The organism is Streptomyces sp. NPDC088745 (genome assembly GCF_044751045.1).
GTDB classification, from domain to species: domain Bacteria; phylum Actinomycetota; class Actinomycetes; order Streptomycetales; family Streptomycetaceae; genus Streptomyces; species Streptomyces cremeus.
On record NZ_JBIVLB010000003.1, the window covers coordinates 589,402 to 608,184 of the forward strand.

Genomic DNA, 18,783 nt, shown 5'->3' on the forward strand with positions numbered 1-18,783 from the left:
CTCCCCGCCGGGACGCACCCACACCCCCCCCGGGCCCGGGGCCCCTATACCAGCCCCGGGCCCCCAACCCCCCCTCCCCACACCCCCGTACCACTTTCGAGTTGCGCTCGTTGTCCACTCCGGACACCCGCCCCCATCCCCGTACACCCTGGTGTGCCCGCACCACACCACCCCGAAGGACCCGCATGAGCGTGCCGCCACCAGCAGCCCCCGCCCCGCTCGCCGGCGGCCCCGCCGGTCCCGCCGCCCTGCGGCCGCTCCTCGACACCGTCCTCACCGCCCTCACCACCGGCGCCCGGGACCGCCCCGGCCCCCTCCCCGCCGGCGGCCCCGCGCACACCGCCGCGCAACTCCACCGGGCCGCCCACCCCCTCCTCCCCGCCACCGGCAGCGGACCCCACGAAGCCCTCCGCGCCCTCGTGCACGCCCTCGCCGCCGGCGCCGCCGACCCCGCCCACCCCCACTGCACCGCCCACCTGCACTGCCCACCCCTCGCCGTGGCCGCCGCGGCCGACCTCGCCGCCTCCGCCCTCAACCCCTCCATGGACTCCTGGGACCAGGCCCCCGCCGCCTCCGCCCTGGAAGACGCCCTCACCCGCACCCTCGCGGCCGAGATCTTCCCCCACGCCGCCCACCCTGACGCCCTCATCACCACCGGCGGCACCGAGTCCAACCAACTCGCTCTCCTCCTCGCCCGTGAGAAGCACGCCCACCACGGCCCCCTCCAGCTCGTCGTCGGCGCCAACGCCCACCACTCGCTCACCCGCGCCGCCTGGCTCCTCGGCCTCCCCGAACCCGTCGTCGTACCCGCCCCCTCCGGCACCCTCGACCCCGCCGCCCTCGACCAGGCCCTCACCCACCTCCATCGCCCCGCCCTCGTCGCCGCCACCGCCGGCACCACCGACACCGGGCAGATCGACCCCCTCCCCGACATCGTCGACCTCTGCCGGCACCACCGCGCCGGCCTCCACATCGACGCCGCCTACGGCGGCCCCCTCCTCTTCAGCCCCACCCACCGCCACCTCCTCACCGGCCTCGACCGCGCCGACACCCTCACCCTCGACCTGCACAAACTCGGCTGGCAGCCCGTCGCCGCCGGAATCCTCGCCGTCCCCGACACCACCGCCCTCGCCCCCCTCGCCCACCAGGCCGACTACCTCAACGCCGACGACGACACCGACGCAGGACTCCCCGACCTCCTCGGCCGCTCCCTGCGCACCACCCGCCGCCCCGACGCCCTGAAGATCGCCGTCACCCTCAAGGCCCTCGGCCGCGACGGCCTCGCCGACCTCGTCGACCGCACCCTCGCCGCCGCCCGCCACCTCTCCGACCTCATCGAGAAACACCCCGGCCTGGAGCTCCACGACCGCCCCACCCTCACCACCGTCCTCTTCCGTCCCACCCGCGCCACCGACGACGACATCGCCCACCTCCGCCGCCGTCTCCTCCAGCAGGGCCGCGCCGTCCTCGGCCGCACCCGCGCCGCAGGCCGCCTCTGGCTCAAAGCCACCCTCCTCAACCCCCACACCACCCCGGACGACCTCGAAAACCTCCTGGACCACGTCCTCAGCCACCACACCCCCGCCCATCCCGAAAGGCACACCCACCGATGACCGCCGACCAGCCCCCGCAGGCACCTCAGCCCCCGCAGCCCGACCAGCCCCACGACCTCGTCGGCATCGGCATCGGCCCCTTCAACCTCTCCCTCGCCGCCCTCGCCGACGGCATCCACGGAGGCCTCAGAACCGCCTTCTACGAACAGCGCCCCACCTTCCACTGGCACCCCGGCCTCCTCATCGAAGGCGCCACCCTCCAGGTCCCCTTCCTCGCCGACCTCGTCACCCTCGCCGACCCCGCCAGCCCCTGGACCTTCCTCAACCACCTCCGCGACCGCGAACGCCTCTTCCCCTTCTACTTCGCCGAGCGTTTCCACATCCAGCGCACCGAGTACGACGCCTACTGCCGCTGGGTCAGCGAACGCCTCACCGGCCTCCACTTCAGCCACCAGGTCGACGCCGTCCGCTGGAACCCCGAACGCACCGCCTTCGAAGTCGACTACACCCAGCTCGACACCGACGGCGAAGCCGAAGCCCTCGGCCGCACCTACACCCGCAACCTCGCCCTCGGCGTCGGCACCGCCCCCCACATCCCCGAACCCCTCAAACCCCTCGCCGAAGCACCCGGCGTCCCCGTCCACCACTCCGCCGACTACCTCCTGCACCGCGACCACCTCCGCACAGCCGGACACGTCACCGTCATCGGCAGCGGACAGTCCGGCGCCGAGGTCTTCCTCGACCTGCTGCGCGCCCGCCCCGCCGGCCGCGAGAAACTCACCTGGCTCGCCCGCACCGAAGCCATCGCCCCCATGGAATATTCCAAGCTCGGGCTCGAACACTTCACCCCCGACTACACCCGCTACTTCCACGCCCTCCCCGAAGGCGTCCGCGACGAACTCCTGCCCCGCCAATGGCAGTTGCACAAAGGCATCGACGCCGACACCATCGCCGCCATCCACGACGAGCTCTACCGCCGCACCCTCGACGGCAGTTGGCCCGACGTCACCATCACCCCCGGCGTCCACGTCCGCACGGCCGGCCGCGTCGCCACCACCAAGGTCGAACTCCACCTCGAACACGACCAGCAGGGCGCCCGCTCCCGCCTCACCACCGACGCCGTCGTCCTCGCCACCGGCTACCGCGAGCGCCCCGTCGACCGCATCCTCGCCGCCCTCGACCCGTACATGAAACGCGACAAGAACCAACGCGCCCGCGTCGACGAACACCAGCGCCTCGTCCTCGACCCCGTCGTCTCCGGCAACGTCTACGTCCAGAACGCCGAACGCCACACCCACGGCGTCGGAGCCCCCGACCTCGGCCTCGCCGCCTGGCGCAGCGCCGTCATCCTCAACCACCTCACCGGCACCGACGCCTACCCCCTCCCCGCCCGCACCGCCTTCACCTCCTTCGGTCTCCACGCCCCCGCCCGGCCGATGCTCCCGCACCAGCGCGAGGGCCTCGTCCAACTGAAGGTCTAGTACACAACGCGAGCACGACGAAGGGCCGCGCCCTGTCCACAGGCGCGGCCCTTCCTCATACAATCCGAACTAGAACACCGGCACACCGTCCCGCGTCAGCCGCCAGTCCACCGACGCGAAGGACGCCGGATCCACCGTCCCCTTCGCCTTCACCCACGTGATGATCGTGTTCCGGATCTCCTCCGAGTTCACCCACAACTGCTTCGCCGACGCGATGTGCGGAAACGCGCCACCGCCACTCGCCCGGTAGTTGTTCACCGCGAACACGAACTGCGCCTTCGCGTCCAACGGCTTCCCCTCGAACGCCAGATTCACGATCCGCGAACCCTTCGGCTTCGCGATGTCGATCTCGTACGTCAGACCCGACACCACGTCGTAGTTGTAATCCGGGGTCCCCTCGGCGTTCGTCAGCTGCGCCGTGTCCACCGGACCGCCCGCCGGCGTCTGCGCGTAGTACTTCGCCGAGTACTCCAGGTACTCCTTGATCTGCGCCCCGGTCAGCAACCGCGCCTCGAGCGTGTTCTCGAACGGATACAGACCCGCCGCGTCCCTGATCGTCATCCGACCGGCCGGAACCTTCGCCGTCCGCGAGAAGCACGACGCCTGCGACAGCACCGGCAGCGCCGCGTACTCCCCGCCCGCCAGCGCCGCCTTCACCGTCTCCACCTGTACCAGGTTGATCAGATCGATCAGCGGCTCGTCCTTCCAGGCCGCCTCCGCCGTCGTCATCGCCACCGTCGACGTGCCGATGACCTGGTTCACGTACGCGACGACCTTCTTGTGCTCATCGCCCAGCATCCCGGTGATACGAGGGTCCTCGGCGACCGTGTTCGAGTTCAGCACACTCGCCCGGACCTTCTCCACCGTCCAGCGGCCCCGGCCCCACACCAGCTCGAAATCGAACAGAGTCAGCCGCTGGCCCCACTTCAACGGCTCCGACAGGACCACCTTCTTCCCCGTCTTCTTGTTCTCGACGAAGTACTCCGGGATCTCCGTATGCGCGTGGCCCACCAGAATCGCGTCGATGCCGGGCACCTGCTCCGCCACCAGACCCGCCGCGTTCTCCACGTACGGCAACTGGTCACCGTACGACGAGGTCCCCGACGAACCCGAGTGCGCGGAGACCACCACCACGTCCGCACCCATCGACCGCAGCTTCGGCACCCACTTCGCCGCCTGCTCCTCAAGGCCCGGGAACACCATCTTCCCCTGCACGTTCTGCTTGTCCCAGATCGCGATACCGGGATTCGTCAGACCGAGAACGGCCACCTTCACATCACGCCCGTGCGGCGTGCGCAGACGGTGCATGCTGTACGGACGGAACGCCGGCCGCAGCGTCTTCGCGTCCAGCGCGTTCGCCCCCAGCAGCGGGAAATCGCACTGCTCCTCGAACTTCCGCAGCACCGGAATCCCGTAATTGAACTCGTGGTTGCCGAGCGCGGCCGCGTCATAACCGATCTTGTTCATCGCCTGCGCCATCGGGTGCACCGGACCGCGCCTCGCCGTGATCGGATCGACCTTGGCGTAGTAGTACGAGAGCTGTGTGCCCTGAATCGTGTCGCCCGCGTCGATCAGCAGCGTGTTGCGACGCCCCTTCTCCGCGCGCACCGCGTTCACCAGCGTCGAGATCTTCGCCAGGCCCACGTCGTTGTGCGCCTTGTCGTCGAACTCCTGGTCCGTGAAGTAGTCCCAGTTGAAGACGTTCCCGTGCAGGTCCGTCGTCCCCATCACGGTGAAGGAGTACCGCTTCGCAGGGCGCCCGGAACCATGACCGCCCGGCCCGTGACCGTGCCCGGCGGCCTCCGCGGACCCCGCGACCCCGCCCGCCAGCGCGGCACCGGCGCCCGTCGCAGCGGCCCGCCCCAGAAACTTCCGCCGATTCAGCGGCATTTGAACTCCTTCGTCCACACCCGGATCCACGCGTTGCCCATGCACAACGCGCGTAGATTCTGACCCACCCCCGCTCCCCACGACACCCCTCACAGGTTTCGATCCGGTGACTGCCCGATGTCAGACCCGGATGCCACAGTGGACGTACGCCATCAACCAGAGCGCGTACGCCGACCCAGGGAGCCCGCATGACCACCGACACCCCCACCCCCGCCGCCCCCTACGGCACCCCCGACGCACCCCGCGTCGCCGTGCGCGGCGAAGCCCGCCTCGAGGTCGACCCCGACCTCGCCCGCATCTCCGTCACCGTCAGCGCCCGGGGCACCGACCGCCGCACCGCCCTCGACGACCTCACCCGCCGCAACGCAGCCGTCCTCGACCTGATCAAGACGTACGGCGAAGCCGTCGAGAAACTCGAAACCGGCTCCTTCTCCATCAACCCCGAACTCACCCGCAAGGGCCGCACCGAGAACATCCGCGCCTACCACGGCCGCGTCCACCTCACCGCCGAACTCGCCGACTTCACCGCCCTCGGCGAACTCACCACCCGCCTCTCCGACCTCGAACTCACCCGCGTCGACGGCCCCTGGTGGAAACTCCGCCCCACCTCACCCGCCTACGCCCAGGCCCGCACCCAGGCCGTCCACGAGGCCGTCGCCCGCGCCCGCGCCTACGCCGAAGCCCTCGGCACCCACCTCGTCGCCCTCCTCGAACTCGCCGACGACGGCAGCGAGAACTCCCCCATGGACATGACCATCGGCTACGGAGGCGGCCCCATGATGCGCGGAGCCGCCGCCCCCGAATCCGCCCCCGCCCTCGACCTCGAACCCCAGCGCCAGACCGTCCACGCACACGTCAACGCACGCTTCACCATGGCACCCCCGCAGCTGTGAAAGCCGCACCGGAATTGCTCATCAGAGCACCCCCGCGCACAATTCAACACTTGTCAATAACCCTTCATGCAAAGGTTGTTGAGTAGTCATGCGACGCCAATTACCTACCCGCCGGTAAGCCCTAGGCTCGGACGTATGCGCCGAGCAAAGATCGTCTGTACCCTGGGCCCCGCCACCGACACATACGACCAGATCAAGGCCCTGGTCGAAGCCGGGATGGACATCGCCCGCTTCAACCTCAGCCACGGCACCTACGCCGAACACGAAGAGCGCTACCAGCACGTACGCAAGGCCTCCGACGAAACCGGCCGCAGCGTCGGCATCCTCGCCGACCTTCAAGGCCCGAAGATCCGTCTCGGACGCTTCCGCGAAGGCCCCGTACTCCTTGAACGCGGCGACGACTTCACCATCACCGTCGAACCCATGGAAGGCGACCGTCACACCTGCGGCACCACCTACGACGGCCTCAACACCGACGTCACCACCGGCGAACGCATCCTCGTCGACGACGGCAAAGTCACCCTCGAGGTCACCTCGGTCGACGGACCCCGCGTCCACACCAAGGTCATCGAAGGCGGCATGGTCTCCGACCACAAGGGCCTCAACCTCCCCGGAGTCGCCGTCTCCGTCCCCGCCCTCTCCGAGAAGGACATCGAAGACCTCCGCTGGGCACTCGACATTGGGGCGGACATCATCGCCCTCTCCTTCGTCCGCAGCGGACGCGACATCGAAGACGTCCACCGCGTCATGCGCGAAGAGGGCCGCAAGGTCCCCGTCATCGCCAAGGTCGAGAAGCCCCAGGCCGTCGAGAACATCGACGACATCGTCGCCGCCTTCGACGGCATCATGGTCGCCCGCGGCGACCTCGGCGTCGAGATGCCCCTCGAACAGGTCCCCATCGTCCAGAAGCGCGCCATCAAACTGGCCAAGCGCAACGCCAAGCCGGTGATCGTCGCCACCCAGATGCTCGACTCCATGATCGAGAACTCCCGCCCCACCCGCGCGGAGGCCTCCGACGTCGCCAACGCGGTCATCGACGGCACGGACGCGGTGATGCTCTCCGGCGAGACCAGCGTCGGCAAGTACCCCATCGAAACCGTCCGCACCATGTCCCGCATCGTGGAGGCGGCCGAGGAGGACATCCTCGCCAAGGGCCTCCCGCCGCTGACGGAGCGCAACAAACCCCGCACCCAGGGCGGCGCGGTCGCCCGCGCGGCGGCGGAGATGGGCGACTTCCTCGGCGCGAAGTTCCTGGTCGCCTTCACCCAGTCCGGCGACACGGTCAAACGCCTCTCCCGCTACCGCTCCCCGATCCCCCTCCTGGCCTTCACCCCGGAACCCTCCACCCGCTCCCAGCTCAACCTCACCTGGGGCGTGGAGACCTTCCTCGGCCCGAAGGTCGACTCGACGGACGAGATGGTCGCCCAGGTGGACGAACAGCTCCTGCGCATCGGCCGCTGCCAGAAGGGCGACGTGGTGGTCATCACCGCCGGCTCCCCGCCGGGCGTGGCGGGCTCCACGAACCTGGTCCGCATCCACCACATCGGCGAGGACGACAGCCCGAAGTAGGGCGCACCGGCTAGTACTTGGGCCCGACGTGGGCGTCCATCAACGCGACGGACGCCCGTCGGGCCACGGAGATGTTCCAGGCGCTGGACGGCTTCCACGCCACGCCCACGGAATCCAGCGCATCGGTGAACATGTGCCTGATGTCTTCGGACTTGTTGGTGAAGAAGTACCGCGGGTACTCGTAGCGCTTGCGTACGCCGCCAATGAGCCGTGTGGTCCAGTTGGTGATCCGGCAGCCGTCTGAGTGGACGAGCCCCCGGATGAACTCCCAGGGGAATTCGTCCACGATGCGCTGCTGCCAGGGTCGCAGGCCGATCTGCCGAAGGTGCTTCTTGCCGGGCGCGTGCTGAGGAAAGAGGTCCGGCCAACTCCGGCTGTAGCTGGTCACGCTGACGCAACCCTGTCGCTGGAGGAGGCACACCTTGCTCTGGGGGAGCACCTCGGTGATTGCTGTACGGCACTCCTCGATGAGGCCGGGCCACGCGTCGGCGCAGGCGATCCGGAGCTGATGTCCGCCGTGCGGGTGCTCGCTGAGGCATCCGTCGCCCAGGTAGAGGCCCAGGAGGTAGGAGTACGCGGCCGGGTCCGCCGGTGTGTCGCGGATCGGTGCGCCGGCGCTGCGGGGCAGCGGTTCGATGCGGGTCTGCCAGGAGCGGATGGCGTACCGGGATATGCCGGTTTCCTTGCTCACGGAGTTGAGGCTGCGGCCCTGAGCGACGAGGGAAAGTGCTCGCTTGCGTGTTGCCATGCCGTACACGGGAGCGATCTTGCGAACGATTCGGTCATGGCGCACGAGAAAGGCGGCACCCTCACACGATCGTGTGGAGTGTCGCCAAAATCACGTGACCTTCGAATCCAAGGAAAAGTGCCCCGAGTCGGATTCGAACCGACACTGTATGGGTTTTGAATCCATTGCCTGCTGCCAGTTGGGCTACCGGGGCCTAACGAATCGAAGGTTTCCCGCGACCCGCTGCATGACCACCATACCGCAGCTGGGTACGCTCTTGGCAGCAGTATCTGCCCCGTAACGAGGAGCCCCGTGACCACCCCCGAGTCGCCCCAGCCGCCCGTCGCCGACGACGACAAGTCGCACGTTCCGCCGCTGACGACCCGCGTCGTCATCGCCGAGGACGAAGCCCTCATCCGGCTCGACCTCAAGGAGATGCTGGAGGAAGAGGGCTACTCGGTCGTCGGCGAGGCCGGAGACGGTGCGACCGCCGTGGAGCTGGCCCGGGAGCACAAGCCGGACCTCGTGATCCTGGACGTGAAGATGCCGGTCCTCGACGGCATCTCCGCCGCCGAGAAGATCGCCGCCGAGTCGATCGCCCCGGTGCTGATGCTCACCGCGTTCTCGCAGCGCGACCTGGTCGAGCGGGCGCGGGACGCCGGGGCCATGGCGTACCTGGTGAAGCCGTTCAGCAAGAGCGACGTGGTGCCGGCGATCGAGATGGCCGTGTCCCGGTTCGCGGAGCTGAAGACGCTGGAGAACGAGGTCGCCGACCTCACCCAGCGGCTGGAGACCCGCAAGCTGGTGGACAGGGCGAAGTCGATCCTGCAGACGCAGTACGGGCTGACGGAGCCGGCCGCTTTCCGGTGGATCCAGAAGACGTCGATGGACCGTCGGCTGTCCATGCAGCAGGTCGCGGAGGCGGTCATCGAGGACGCCGAGGAGAAGAAGCAGGCGGCCAAGGAGCAGTAGGCCGCAGCGGTACGTGAAGAGGCCCGCCCCGCACTGTCACAGTGCGGGGCGGGCCTCTTCGTGCACGAGGCACGAGGAACGGTCAGTCCTCGCCGAGGTACGCCTTGCGGACGCTCTCGTCGTGGAGGAGGTCCTGGCCGGTCCCGGAGAGGACGATCTTGCCGATCTCCATGACGTGGCCCTGGTCGGCGAGGGAGAGCGCGGCCTGCGCGTTCTGCTCGACGAGCAGGATCGTCGTGCCCGAGGCGCGGAGCTCGACGATGGTCGCCATGATCTTCTGCATCATGATCGGGGAGAGGCCCATGGAGGGCTCGTCGAGCATGAGCAGCTTGGGCTGGGACATGAGGGCGCGGCCCATGGCGAGCATCTGCTGTTCGCCGCCGGACAACGTTCCCGCGGCCTGCTTGCGGCGTTCCCCGAGGATGGGGAAGAGGTCGTAGGCGCGCTGGATGTCCTTCTGGATGCCGTCCTTGTCACTCCGCAGAAACGCTCCGAGCTGGAGGTTCTCTGTGATCGTCAGCCGGGGGAAGATGTGCCGGCCTTCGGGGGAGTGGGCGAGGCCCAGGGCGACGATCTTGTGGGCGGGGACGCCGTCGAGGGGTTTGCCGTCGAAGGTGATGCGGCCCCCGGTGGGCTTGAGGAGCCCGGAGAGGGTGCGCAGGGTGGTCGTCTTGCCGGCGCCGTTGGTGCCGATGAGGGTGACGACCTGGCCTTCTTCGACGCTGAAGGAGATGCCTTTGACGGCTTCGATCTTGCCGTAGGCGACGCGGAGGTCCTCCACCTCCAGGAGGGCGGTCACGGGGTGTCTCCTTCGGTGCGGTCCGTGCGGGTGGTGCTGTCGGCCTCGGCGTGTGCTTCGGCTGCCGCGACTTCGGCGGCTTCTTCGGCGCCGGGGGCGCCTTCGAAGGGGGTGCCGAGGTAGGCGGCGACGACGCGTTCGTCGCTCTGGACGACTTGGGGGGTGCCTTCGACGAGTTTCTCGCCCTGGACGAGGCAGGCGACGCGGTCGCAGAGGTTGAAGATGAACCGCATGTCGTGCTCGATGACGAGGACGGCGATGCCTTGGTCGCGGATGGCGAAGATGAGCTCTTCGGCGGCGCGGGTCTCCTGGGGGTTCATGCCGGCGGTGGGCTCGTCCAGGAGGAGGAGCCCGGGGTCGCTGGCGAGGGCCCGGGCGATTTCGAGCTTGCGCTGTTCGCCGTAGGGGAGGTTGCGGGAGAGGTGGTCGGCTTTGTGGGCGAGGCCGATGAACTCCAGGAGTTCCATGGCGCGGGCGTGGGAGGCGGCTTCGGCCTTCTTGAAGCCGGGGCCGCGCAGGAGGGCGGAGAAGAGGCCCTCCTTGGTGCGGGTGTGGCGGCCGACGAGGACGTTCTCCAGGACGGTCATGTTGGCGAAGAGCCGGATGTTCTGGAAGGTGCGGGCGATGCCTGCCTGGGTGACGAGGTGGGGCTTGGGCGGCAGAACGGTGCCTTTGTAGCTGACCTTGCCTTCGGTGGGGACGTACAGGCCGGTGAGGCAGTTGAAGAAGGTGGTCTTGCCGGCGCCGTTGGGACCGATGAGGCCGACGATTTCGCCGGTGTTGACGTGGAGGTCGACGTTGCGTACGGCGGTGAGGCCGCCGAAGCGCATGGTGACGCCGCTCGCGTCGAGGACGGTTGTGGTGGTGGCTGTGGGAGTTGCCATGGTGTTCACGCCCCCGCCTTCGCGACGCCGGTGCCTGCGCCCGTCAACGCGTCGTCGGATGCGGCCTGTTGGTCCGTTTCGTGGAATTCGAGTTTCTTGCGTCGGTCGGCGACGAGGCCTTCCGGCTTGAAGCGCATCAGCAGGATGAGGGCGAGTCCGAAGAGGACGAGCTGGTAGTCCTGCATGAAGGCGAGTTTGGCCGGGATGAGGTAGAGGAGTGCGGCGCCGATGAGCGGACCCGCGATGGTGCCCATGCCGCCGAGGATGACGGCGGCGAGCAGGAACGCGGAGTTCGGGGCGACGGACCCGGCGAACTGGTATTGCTCGGGTGTGACGCTGTAGCCGAGGTGCGCCTGTACGGAGCCGGCGAATCCGGCGAGGGCGGCGCCGAGTGCGAAGGCCATCAGTTTGAGGCGGAAGCCGTTGATGCCCATGGCGGTGGCGGCGGTCTCGTCTTCGCGGATGGCGACCCAGGCGCGTCCGATGCGGGATTCGGCGGAGCGCCGGAAGACGAGGACGACGATGACGGTGAACAGCAGCATCAGCAGGAAGTAGTTGGCCGACCTGGTGAGGGTGAAGCCGAGTACGTCGTGCTGGATGCCGAGGTCGAACCCGAAGATGTTGAGGTCGGGGACGTTGGTGACACCGTTGGAGCCGTTGGTGATGTCGGGTCCGGTCTTGCCGTTGAGGTTGAGGACGGTGATGCGGAAGATCTCGCCGAAGCCGAGGGTGACGATGGCGAGGTAGTCGCCGCGCAGCCGCAGGGTGGGTGCGCCGATGATCACGCCGAAGAGGAGTGAGGCGGCTGCGCCGGCCAGAGCGGCTGCCCAGAAGGGGAACTTGACGTCGAAGGCGGAGCTGGCGGTGCCGGAGACGAGGGCCGCGGTGTAGGCGCCGACGCCGAGGAAGGCGACGTATCCGAGGTCGAGGAGTCCGGCGAGGCCGACGACGACGTTGAGGCCGAGGGCGACGGTGGCGAAGATGAGGACCTGGGCGCCGATGAGGGCGTACTGGTCGTTGGTCTGGGTGAAGGGGAAGCAGATCGCGGCGGCCAGGGCGGCGAGCATGGCGACCTTGCGGTGCTTGCCGGCGAGCTGGCTGGTGCGGCGGGGGAGACCTGCTTTGCCGAATGCGGCGAAGGTGAAGCCGACGGTGATGAGGAACCCGATGAAGAGTTCGGGGTACTCGATGTCGATGCCGTAGGCGAAGACGAAGAGGCCTGCGGCGAAGACGCCGGTGATGACGAGGATTTCGGCCCAGCCGGGCAGTGGCTCGGGGGTGTTGGGGGCGGGGGCCTTGAGGCTTTGGCGGAAGCGTTCCCAGCCGTTGGCCGCGGGTGTTTCGCCGTGTGCGTCTTCGGGGAGCGCGAAGGCTCCGACGGTGGCGGCGAGTGCGCCGACGCCGGAGATCCAGGCTCCGGGGTCGAGGTTGATGAGGCCGCCGAGGACGACGGAGATGGCGGCCATGGCGAAGAGGGTGGTGCCGAGGGTGCCGAGGGCGAGCAGCCGTACGGGGCTGTGGGTGCCGCCGGGGGTGAGCCAGCGCAGGCCCTTGATTCCGTACCCGGAGAGGGTGAACAGGAGGGTGAGGAGGGCGCCTGTGAGGGTGAGGGTCTGGAGGCCGCCGGGGTAGCCGGTGACGGTGAGGTTGCCGGGGAAGTCCTGGCTCCAGGTCCAGGCGAGGAAGGTGCCGACGAGGGTGACGGCGGATCCGGCGAGGGTGAGGATGCGGGCGGTGCCGAGTGGCAGGGGGATGAGGGGGGCGCCGGGGGCGGCGTCGGGGGTTTTGGTGAGGTTGGTGGTGGTCATGGTGCTCACGCCCGATCCGCGACGCGCTCGCCGAGCAGGCCCTGGGGCCTGACGAGGAGGACGATGATGAGGAGGCTGAAGGCCCAGACGTCCTTCCAGCTGCCTCCGCCGAAGAGCTCCAGGCCGGGGATGTCGCCGACGTAGCCGGTGGCGAGGGCTTCGGCGACGCCGAGGACGAGGCCGCCGAGCATGGCGCCGTAGATGTTGCCGATGCCGCCGAGGACCGCCGCGGTGAAGGCCTTGAGGCCGAGCAGGAAGCCCATGCGGAAGCTGACCTGGCCGTTGTGGAGGCCGTATCCGACGGCTGCGACGGCGGCGAAGGCGGCGCCGATCGCGAAGGCGGTGACGATGATGCGGTCGGTGTTGACGCCCATGAGTTTGGCGGTGTCGGGGTCCTGCGCGGTGGCCTGCATGCCGCGGCCGGTGCGGGTCTTGTTGACGAAGAACCCGAGGATGACCATGGAGAGGGGGGCCGCGATGAGCAGGAAGAGGCCGCCGGGCTGGATGTTGGCGCTGAAGAGACTGATGGCTTCGCCCTTGAGCTGGGGGAAGACGTGGTCCTTCTTGGCGTCGGGGTACCACTGCCAGACGAGTTGTTGCAGGACGATGGAGAGCCCGATCGCGGTGATCAGGGGCGCCAGCCGTGGTGCGCCTCGCAGGGGGCGGTAGGCGAAGCGTTCTGCGGCGGTCGCCACGGCGACTGATACGACCATGCCGCCGAGGATCATGAGCGGGATGGCGGCGCCGAGGGAGAACCCGGCGGGCAGTATGAGGTAGACGGTCAGCGCGCCGAAGCCGCCGACCATGAATATCTCGCCGTGGGCGAAGTTGATGAGCTGGACAATGCCGTAGACCATCGTGTAGCCGATCGCGATGAGACCGTACATCGCGCCGAGGATGAGTCCATTGGCCAGCTGTTGCGGCAGTTCGTGCACCGCAGGGCCTCCGTCAGTGGTTCGGAATATGGCACCGCGCGGGAGCGCTGGTGGCGCGCCCGCGCGGTCTGGGGTGTGGGGTGGTGCGGGGTGTCGGGTTACGACGTGGGCTTGTAGGCCTCGCTGTGCTTGTCCGCCCACTTGCCGCCCACGACCTCGTAGGCGGTCATCATGGTGTTGGTGGTGTCACCGAACTCGTCGAAGGCGACGGGGCCGGTGACGCCGTCGAACTTGACCTTGGACATGGAGTCGAGGACCTTGGGCCGCAGGTCGTCGGGGACCTTGCCGTTGTTGGCGGCGACGGCGATCTTGACGGCCTCGATGATGGACCAGGTGGCGTCGTAGGTGCCGCCGCCGTAGGCCTCGTAGTCCTCTTTGTAGCCCGCGGCCTTGTAGTCCGCGATGAACTTCTTGGCGGAGTCGAGCTTCTCGACGGGCTTGCCGACGGAGGTGGCGAGGTCGCCTTCGGCCTTCTTGTTGAGCTTGAGGAAGTCGGCGCTGTAGATGCCGTCGCCGCCCATGAGCGGGATCTTGGTGCCGCTGTCCTTGAGCTGCTGGCTGAGGGGGCCGGCCGCGGGGTACTCGCCGCCGTAGTAGAGGGCCTGGGCGCCGGACCTCTTGACCTTGGTGACGATGGAGTTGAAGTCGCGCTCTTCGGGGACGACGGTGTCGGTGCCGACGATCTTGCCGCCGAGCTTGGTGAACTGCTCCTTGAAGGAGGCGGCGAGACCGGCGCCGTAGGTCTTCTGGTCGTCGATCAGGTAGACCGAGTCGATCTTCTTGTTCTCCTTCAGGAACTTCGCCGCGAAGGCGCCCTGCACCTGGTCGGTGGTGGCGGTGCGGAAGTAGGCCGCGAAGGGGCGCTTCTTGTCGCCGGTCTTCCAGCCGTCGCCCTGGGTCAGTTCGGTGCCGGTGTTGGCCGGGGAGACCTGGGTGAGCTTGGCGTCGGTGAAGGGCTTCTGCATCACCTGGGAGATGCTGGAGTTCAGCGGGCCGACGACGCCGACGAGGCTTTTCTCGCTGATGAACTTGGCGGCGTTCTGCTGGCCGACGTTGGGCTGGCCCTGGTCGTCGAGGGGCTGGGCCACGAACTCGACGCCGGGAACGGTGTTGTTCTTGTTCGCGATCTTGATCGCCAGGTCGGCGGAGTTGCGGATGCCGAGGCCCAGCGCGGAGAGGTCGCCGCTGAAGGGGGCGTCGACACCGATGATGACCTTGGTCTTGGCGCCGCCGCCGGTGCTGCCGGTGGTCCCCTTGTCGTCGCGGGATCCGCAGGCGGTGAGGGTGAGTGCTCCGGTGGTGAGCACGGTGGTGAGTATGAGCAAAGAACGGTGTCGCACGAAGGGGTCCTTTCCCTGGCGCGGCTTCCTCGACGTGAGGCGCCGTGTCGATCGCCGGGCCGTACGTGGGCGTTGCTGAGTGCGGTGCTGCGGCGACGCGCCCGGCGGCGCGGTGACTGGCCGTGACTCTAGGCGCAGGGAGAGGCACCGGGGAGCGACGTGCGCAGGATGTGACGCTCTTGTTATGCCATGGCCAGAAGTCGGGGTCACAGGCCGGGCTTTTCCCCTCTTTCCGGCGGGGGCTGAAATCTCGAATACCGAGAACTCCCAGCATGATTAAGGGGCTTGGGGTGTTCACGGTACTGACCGTCCGCTATGCGGACGACTTGTGGAGAAAGCGTTCTGCGGTGGGTGTCGAAGGGTGCTGGATGCACTCATTCCGCTTCCCGCCAGTGTTACGTTGCGTAACTTTTTTGCGGCATCCGGACGGGGAATCCCGGAATCCGGTGACTGTGCGGCGGGACGGGCCGCTCCCCTGAGGTCCGTGAGGCGTACGGGATCAGTGCCAGGGGGGCTCGGTGGGCCTGCCGTTGCGGTAGTGGGCGGCGCAGTCGCTCGTGGTGCGCGCGGTGATGAGTTTCTCGGCCGCCGCGTCGCCGGCGCGGGCGCGTTCCTTGCGTGCGGCGTCCATCACGGAGATGACGATGTTGTTCTGGGCGTTGGACATGCCCTCCTTCATGTAGTCGCCGGTGCCGCGCCCGGCGAGCCGTTCACGGACCCAGTAGGAGGTCAGGTCCGCGCAGATCTCGGCGAGCGGCTTGGTGGTCAGGGGAGGGAAGGAGGGGGTCCCGGCGGCGGGTGCCGGGTGCGTTCGCTCCGTGCCGCTGTCGCATCCGGTCAGCAGGACGGCGGCGATGGCGGCCGCGATGGCGGCGGTGCGCGTCTTGTCCATCTCCCCACCGTAGAAGGCGTGTTGGGGTTGGCAAGGTGGTCCGGCGCGGTTGTGGACCAGGGGGCTCGTGGGCATCATGTGCCCCACTTGTCAGTCGCGCGTTCGATTTCGAGGGCATCGCCCTCGGGGACGTCGACGAAAGGGAAGCCGTACACGCGCATGCGTGCCGCAGTGGTGGGCTTCGTGATGTCCGCCGCGGTCCTCGCCGGGGTGGGCGCCCCGGCCCTTGCGGCCGTGCCGCCCCCGGCGCCCCCGGCGTCGAGGTGTCGCAGACCACGGGGGTGTGGTGGACGTACAAGGGCTACTGCTCCACCCGGTCGAAGTGCATCGACGCGGGTCAGGAGTTCGTGCGTGAGGGCTACATCGACTACAGGTGCGAGAAGGCCGGCGCTTCGTGGTGGTGGCACGTTCGCCAGTCCGGGAGCCGCGCGCCGGGTGAAGGCGGCGGGGACGGCCGTACGCGGTCCCCGTGAACCGGGCACCGGTCAGCCCGGCACCGCCTGCCGGGCGGTGCCGGCCGCGTCGCCGGTACCGCCCCCTGGTGCGAACGGGACGGCAGGGGTGGAATGTGCGGTGCGCTTCACGTGTGACCCGCACATCCCGAACCCCCGGAGGCAGGCACGATGGCGAGACCGAATGCACCCCGTTCGAGAGCGGTACGGAAGGCGGGCATGGCGGCGCTCGCCGCGTCCCTCCTGGCGGCGCTGCCCACCCCGGCGGCCGCCGTGCCGGACCCCGCGTTGAAGATCGTGAACAACCGGACGCAGCCGGTGTTCTCCCGCGCCGACGCCGTTCACCAGCAGGTCGACGTCGAGACCGCCACCGACAGCGACCGCGACGGCAAGCGGGACACGATACGGATGCGGATCCTGCGGCCCAAGGAGACCGACGCCGGGCTGAAGGTCGCCACGATCATCGAGGCGAGCCCGTACTGGGGCGGCGGTCCCGACGTGCCGTTCCACGAGGTCGACCTGGACGGTGACGGGCTGCCGCTCGGCAAGCGGTCGGCGGAGTCCCGGCGGCCGTCCCTTGCGGCGGCGGGCCCGGTGACGTACGGCGGCTACTACGACAACTACTACCTGCCGCGCGGTTACGCGGTCGCCGAGGTCGACAACGTCGGCTCCGGAGGGGCCACCGGCTGTTCGACCTCCGGCGGACGCAACGAGACCCTCGGCGCGAAGGCCGCCGTGGACTGGCTGGCCGGGCGGGCCAAGGGCTGGGACCCGGAGGGGAAGCCGGTCGAGGCGACCTGGTCGACGGGCGATTCGGCGATGATGGGGATCTCGTACAACGGGACCCTGCCGACCGCCGTCGCCTCGACCGGGGTGAAGGGGCTCAAGGCGATCGTCCCGATCTCGGGCATCTCGTCCTGGTACGACTACTACCGGGCGAACGGCGGGGTCGTCGCGCCGGGCGGCTATCAGGGCGAGGACACCGACATCCTCGCCAAGGGCGTCAACAGCCGCAGCAATCCGGAGGTGTGCGCCCCGGTCCACGACGCGCTGACCGCCGAGCAGGACCGGGAGACGGGGGACTACGGCCCGTTCTGGAAGGAACGGGACTATCTGAAGGACGTCGGGAAGATCAGGGCCGGCGTCTTCGTCGTGCACGGCCTCAACGACTGGAACGTGAAGACCAAGAACTCCGTGCAGCTGTGGGACGCCCTGAAGAAGCACGGGGTGCCGCGCAAGATGTGGCTGCACCAGGCCGGGCACAGCAACCCGATGCCGCTCCGGATGGAGGAGTGGCTGCGGCAGACCCACCAGTGGTTCGACTACTGGCTGTACGGGCTGGAGAACGGCGCTCTGGACGAGCCGAAGGTGGACGTCGAGCAGGCCGACTTCACCTGGAAGCGGCAGTCGGAGTGGCCGGCCCGCGGCACCCGGGAGCAGACGCTGCGGCTGAACTCCGGCGGACGGCTGGGGACGTGGCCCGGATTCCCGGTCAAGGAGACGCTGACGGACGCGGGCCGCACGGTGAAGGCGGAGCAGCTGGTGGCCGCGCCGGACGCGCAGAACCCGAACCGGCTGGCGTACACGACGGACGTCCTGAAGAAGGACCTGCGGATCAACGGGGTGCCGAAGCTGTCGGTGGTGGCGTCGCTCAGGGGCACCTCGCCGTACGTGACGGCGCTGCTGGTGGACTACGGGAAGGACACCCGGGCGACGGCGGGCACGGCCGCGGACACCGCGCAGCCGCCGGTCTGCTACGGGCAGGGCGTTCCGGGCGACACGGGTTGCGCGTACCGCACCAGGCACCGCACGGAGAGCGCCGACTTCAAGATCGTTTCACGGGGCTGGCTGGACATCCGCAACCGGAACTCCCTCTCCCGCCAGGACGAGGTCGTGGAGGGCCGGGAGTACGCGCTGAAGTGGGGGATGGAGCCGCAGGAGTACGTCGTCAAGAAGGGACACCGGCTGGGCGTGGTGCTCGTGTCGACGGACTACGACCACACGCTGCGGTACCCGGCCGGGACCCGGATGTCGGTCCGGGCCGGGCTCAGCAGTGTGACGCTGCCGGTCAGCCCGTGACCGTGCTCGGGTCGGCGTCGCGGAGCATGCAGGTCAGGCGGGCCGAACAGACCCGCTTGCCCTGCTCGTCGGTGATGACGATCTCGTAGGTCGCGGTGGAGCGTCCGCGGTGGAGGGCCGTGGCCACACCGGTCACCAGTCCGCTGCGGGCGCCCCGGTGGTGGGTGCAGTTGAGGTCGACGCCGACGGCGATCTTCCTGCTGCCGCCGTGCAGCATCGCGCCGATGGAGCCGAGGGTCTCGGCGAGCACGGCGGAGGCGCCGCCGTGCAGCAGCCCGTACGGCTGGGTGTTGCCCTCGACGGGCATGGTGCCCACGACGCGGTCCGCGGAGGCCTCGACGATCTGCAGGCCCATGCGGGTGCCGAGGTGTCCGGCGGAGAACATCGAGACCAGGTCGACGCCGAGTGCCGCGTACTCGTCGACGACTTCCTGCGGGAACTTCGCGGTGGACTGCTCGCCCATGGGCCAGGCTCCGTTCGGGGTGCGTGGGTGTGCGTGACCGCGCGGC

General features: G+C 68.9%; 15 protein-coding genes and 1 tRNA gene. 6 read left to right on the forward strand and 10 right to left on the reverse strand.

Annotated elements, in window-relative coordinates; all coding sequences use genetic code 11:
* The first annotated feature begins 191 nt into the window (after window positions 1-191).
* Window positions 192-1,613 (forward strand): pyridoxal phosphate-dependent decarboxylase family protein, encoded by a 1,422-nt coding sequence (locus ACIP93_RS11935; RefSeq protein WP_401757953.1) that lies wholly within the window; start codon window positions 192-194, stop codon window positions 1,611-1,613.
* Window positions 1,610-3,034, forward strand: coding sequence for a lysine N(6)-hydroxylase/L-ornithine N(5)-oxygenase family protein (locus ACIP93_RS11940; protein ID WP_401757703.1), 1,425 nt, complete (start codon window positions 1,610-1,612; stop codon window positions 3,032-3,034). The genes ACIP93_RS11935 and ACIP93_RS11940 overlap by 4 nt, the downstream gene beginning before the upstream one ends.
* Window positions 3,035-3,103: 69 nt before the next feature.
* Here ACIP93_RS11940 and ACIP93_RS11945 read toward each other — a convergent pair whose 3' ends face one another.
* On the reverse strand, window positions 3,104-4,924 hold the full coding sequence (locus ACIP93_RS11945) for a bifunctional metallophosphatase/5'-nucleotidase (protein WP_401757705.1): 1,821 nt from the start codon (window positions 4,922-4,924) through the stop codon (window positions 3,104-3,106).
* A 188-nt stretch (window positions 4,925-5,112) separates the two neighbouring features.
* On the opposite strand from ACIP93_RS11945, the gene ACIP93_RS11950 reads away from it, so the two are divergent.
* Together ACIP93_RS11950 and pyk are read left to right on the forward strand one after the other, a co-directional pair.
* Window positions 5,113-5,817 (forward strand): SIMPL domain-containing protein, encoded by a 705-nt coding sequence (locus ACIP93_RS11950; protein WP_401757707.1) that lies wholly within the window; start codon window positions 5,113-5,115, stop codon window positions 5,815-5,817.
* A gap of 135 nt (window positions 5,818-5,952) precedes the next feature.
* Entirely contained in the window at window positions 5,953-7,386 is a 1,434-nt protein-coding gene (pyk, locus tag ACIP93_RS11955; RefSeq protein ID WP_345224008.1) for a pyruvate kinase, read from the forward strand.
* A 10-nt stretch (window positions 7,387-7,396) separates the two neighbouring features.
* On the opposite strand, the gene ACIP93_RS11960 is transcribed toward pyk, so the two are convergent.
* Together ACIP93_RS11960 and ACIP93_RS11965 are read right to left on the reverse strand one after the other, a co-directional pair.
* Window positions 7,397-8,143 (reverse strand): helix-turn-helix domain-containing protein, encoded by a 747-nt coding sequence (locus ACIP93_RS11960; protein WP_345226562.1) that lies wholly within the window; start codon window positions 8,141-8,143, stop codon window positions 7,397-7,399.
* Between the two features lie 109 nt (window positions 8,144-8,252).
* Window positions 8,253-8,327: transfer RNA gene (locus tag ACIP93_RS11965), tRNA-Leu, on the reverse strand.
* A gap of 98 nt (window positions 8,328-8,425) precedes the next feature.
* Here ACIP93_RS11965 and ACIP93_RS11970 point away from each other — a divergent pair.
* Window positions 8,426-9,085 carry a response regulator gene (locus ACIP93_RS11970; RefSeq protein WP_345224010.1) on the forward strand — a complete coding sequence of 220 codons (660 nt, stop codon included), beginning with the start codon at window positions 8,426-8,428 and terminating at the stop codon, window positions 9,083-9,085.
* A gap of 82 nt (window positions 9,086-9,167) precedes the next feature.
* On the opposite strand, the gene ACIP93_RS11975 is transcribed toward ACIP93_RS11970, so the two are convergent.
* The 6 genes from ACIP93_RS11975 to ACIP93_RS12000 all read right to left on the reverse strand — a co-directional run bounded on the left by ACIP93_RS11975 (window position 9,168) and on the right by ACIP93_RS12000 (window position 15,743).
* Window positions 9,168-9,884 (reverse strand): ABC transporter ATP-binding protein, encoded by a 717-nt coding sequence (locus ACIP93_RS11975; RefSeq protein WP_345224012.1) that lies wholly within the window; start codon window positions 9,882-9,884, stop codon window positions 9,168-9,170.
* Complete coding sequence (locus ACIP93_RS11980) at window positions 9,881-10,768, reverse strand: ABC transporter ATP-binding protein (RefSeq protein ID WP_345224014.1); 888 nt, start codon at window positions 10,766-10,768, stop codon at window positions 9,881-9,883. Before ACIP93_RS11980 ends, ACIP93_RS11975 begins: the two co-directional genes overlap by 4 nt.
* A gap of 5 nt (window positions 10,769-10,773) precedes the next feature.
* Complete coding sequence (locus tag ACIP93_RS11985) at window positions 10,774-12,576, reverse strand: branched-chain amino acid ABC transporter permease (RefSeq protein WP_345226564.1); 1,803 nt, start codon at window positions 12,574-12,576, stop codon at window positions 10,774-10,776.
* Window positions 12,577-12,581: 5 nt separating this feature from the next.
* The gene (locus tag ACIP93_RS11990; protein WP_401757710.1) at window positions 12,582-13,511 is read right to left on the reverse strand and encodes a branched-chain amino acid ABC transporter permease; all 930 of its coding nucleotides are present in this window, start codon (window positions 13,509-13,511) and stop codon (window positions 12,582-12,584) included.
* A 98-nt stretch (window positions 13,512-13,609) separates the two neighbouring features.
* A complete protein-coding gene (locus tag ACIP93_RS11995; RefSeq protein WP_345226566.1) occupies window positions 13,610-14,836 on the reverse strand; it encodes a branched-chain amino acid ABC transporter substrate-binding protein in 1,227 nt (408 codons plus the stop codon).
* A gap of 514 nt (window positions 14,837-15,350) precedes the next feature.
* Window positions 15,351-15,743: a hypothetical protein gene (locus ACIP93_RS12000; protein WP_345224019.1), complete on the reverse strand. Its 393-nt coding sequence runs from the start codon at window positions 15,741-15,743 to the stop codon at window positions 15,351-15,353.
* Window positions 15,744-16,414: 671 nt separating this feature from the next.
* Between ACIP93_RS12000 and ACIP93_RS12005 the strand changes: the two genes are divergently transcribed.
* On the forward strand, window positions 16,415-18,274 hold the full coding sequence (locus ACIP93_RS12005) for a Xaa-Pro dipeptidyl-peptidase (RefSeq protein WP_401757712.1): 1,860 nt from the start codon (window positions 16,415-16,417) through the stop codon (window positions 18,272-18,274).
* On the opposite strand, the gene ACIP93_RS12010 is transcribed toward ACIP93_RS12005, so the two are convergent.
* The gene (locus ACIP93_RS12010) at window positions 18,264-18,737 is read right to left on the reverse strand and encodes a hotdog fold thioesterase (RefSeq protein WP_345224028.1); all 474 of its coding nucleotides are present in this window, start codon (window positions 18,735-18,737) and stop codon (window positions 18,264-18,266) included. The two genes, ACIP93_RS12005 and ACIP93_RS12010, sit on opposite strands and share 11 nt — an antisense overlap.
* Window positions 18,738-18,783: the final 46 nt, after the last annotated feature.

Coding starts and splice junctions, on each gene's coding strand:
- ACIP93_RS11950 (WP_401757707.1), top strand. CDS start 5,113: ATGACCACCGACACCCCCACCCCCGCCGCCCCCTACGGCACCCCCGAC.
- ACIP93_RS12010 (WP_345224028.1), bottom strand. CDS start 18,737: ATGGGCGAGCAGTCCACCGCGAAGTTCCCGCAGGAAGTCGTCGACGAG.
- ACIP93_RS12000 (WP_345224019.1), bottom strand. CDS start 15,743: ATGGACAAGACGCGCACCGCCGCCATCGCGGCCGCCATCGCCGCCGTC.
- ACIP93_RS12005 (WP_401757712.1), top strand. CDS start 16,415: ATGGCGGCGCTCGCCGCGTCCCTCCTGGCGGCGCTGCCCACCCCGGCG.
- ACIP93_RS11940 (WP_401757703.1), top strand. CDS start 1,610: ATGACCGCCGACCAGCCCCCGCAGGCACCTCAGCCCCCGCAGCCCGAC.
- ACIP93_RS11985 (WP_345226564.1), bottom strand. CDS start 12,576: ATGACCACCACCAACCTCACCAAAACCCCCGACGCCGCCCCCGGCGCC.
- pyk (WP_345224008.1), top strand. CDS start 5,953: ATGCGCCGAGCAAAGATCGTCTGTACCCTGGGCCCCGCCACCGACACA.
- ACIP93_RS11945 (WP_401757705.1), bottom strand. CDS start 4,924: ATGCCGCTGAATCGGCGGAAGTTTCTGGGGCGGGCCGCTGCGACGGGC.
- ACIP93_RS11980 (WP_345224014.1), bottom strand. CDS start 10,768: ATGGCAACTCCCACAGCCACCACCACAACCGTCCTCGACGCGAGCGGC.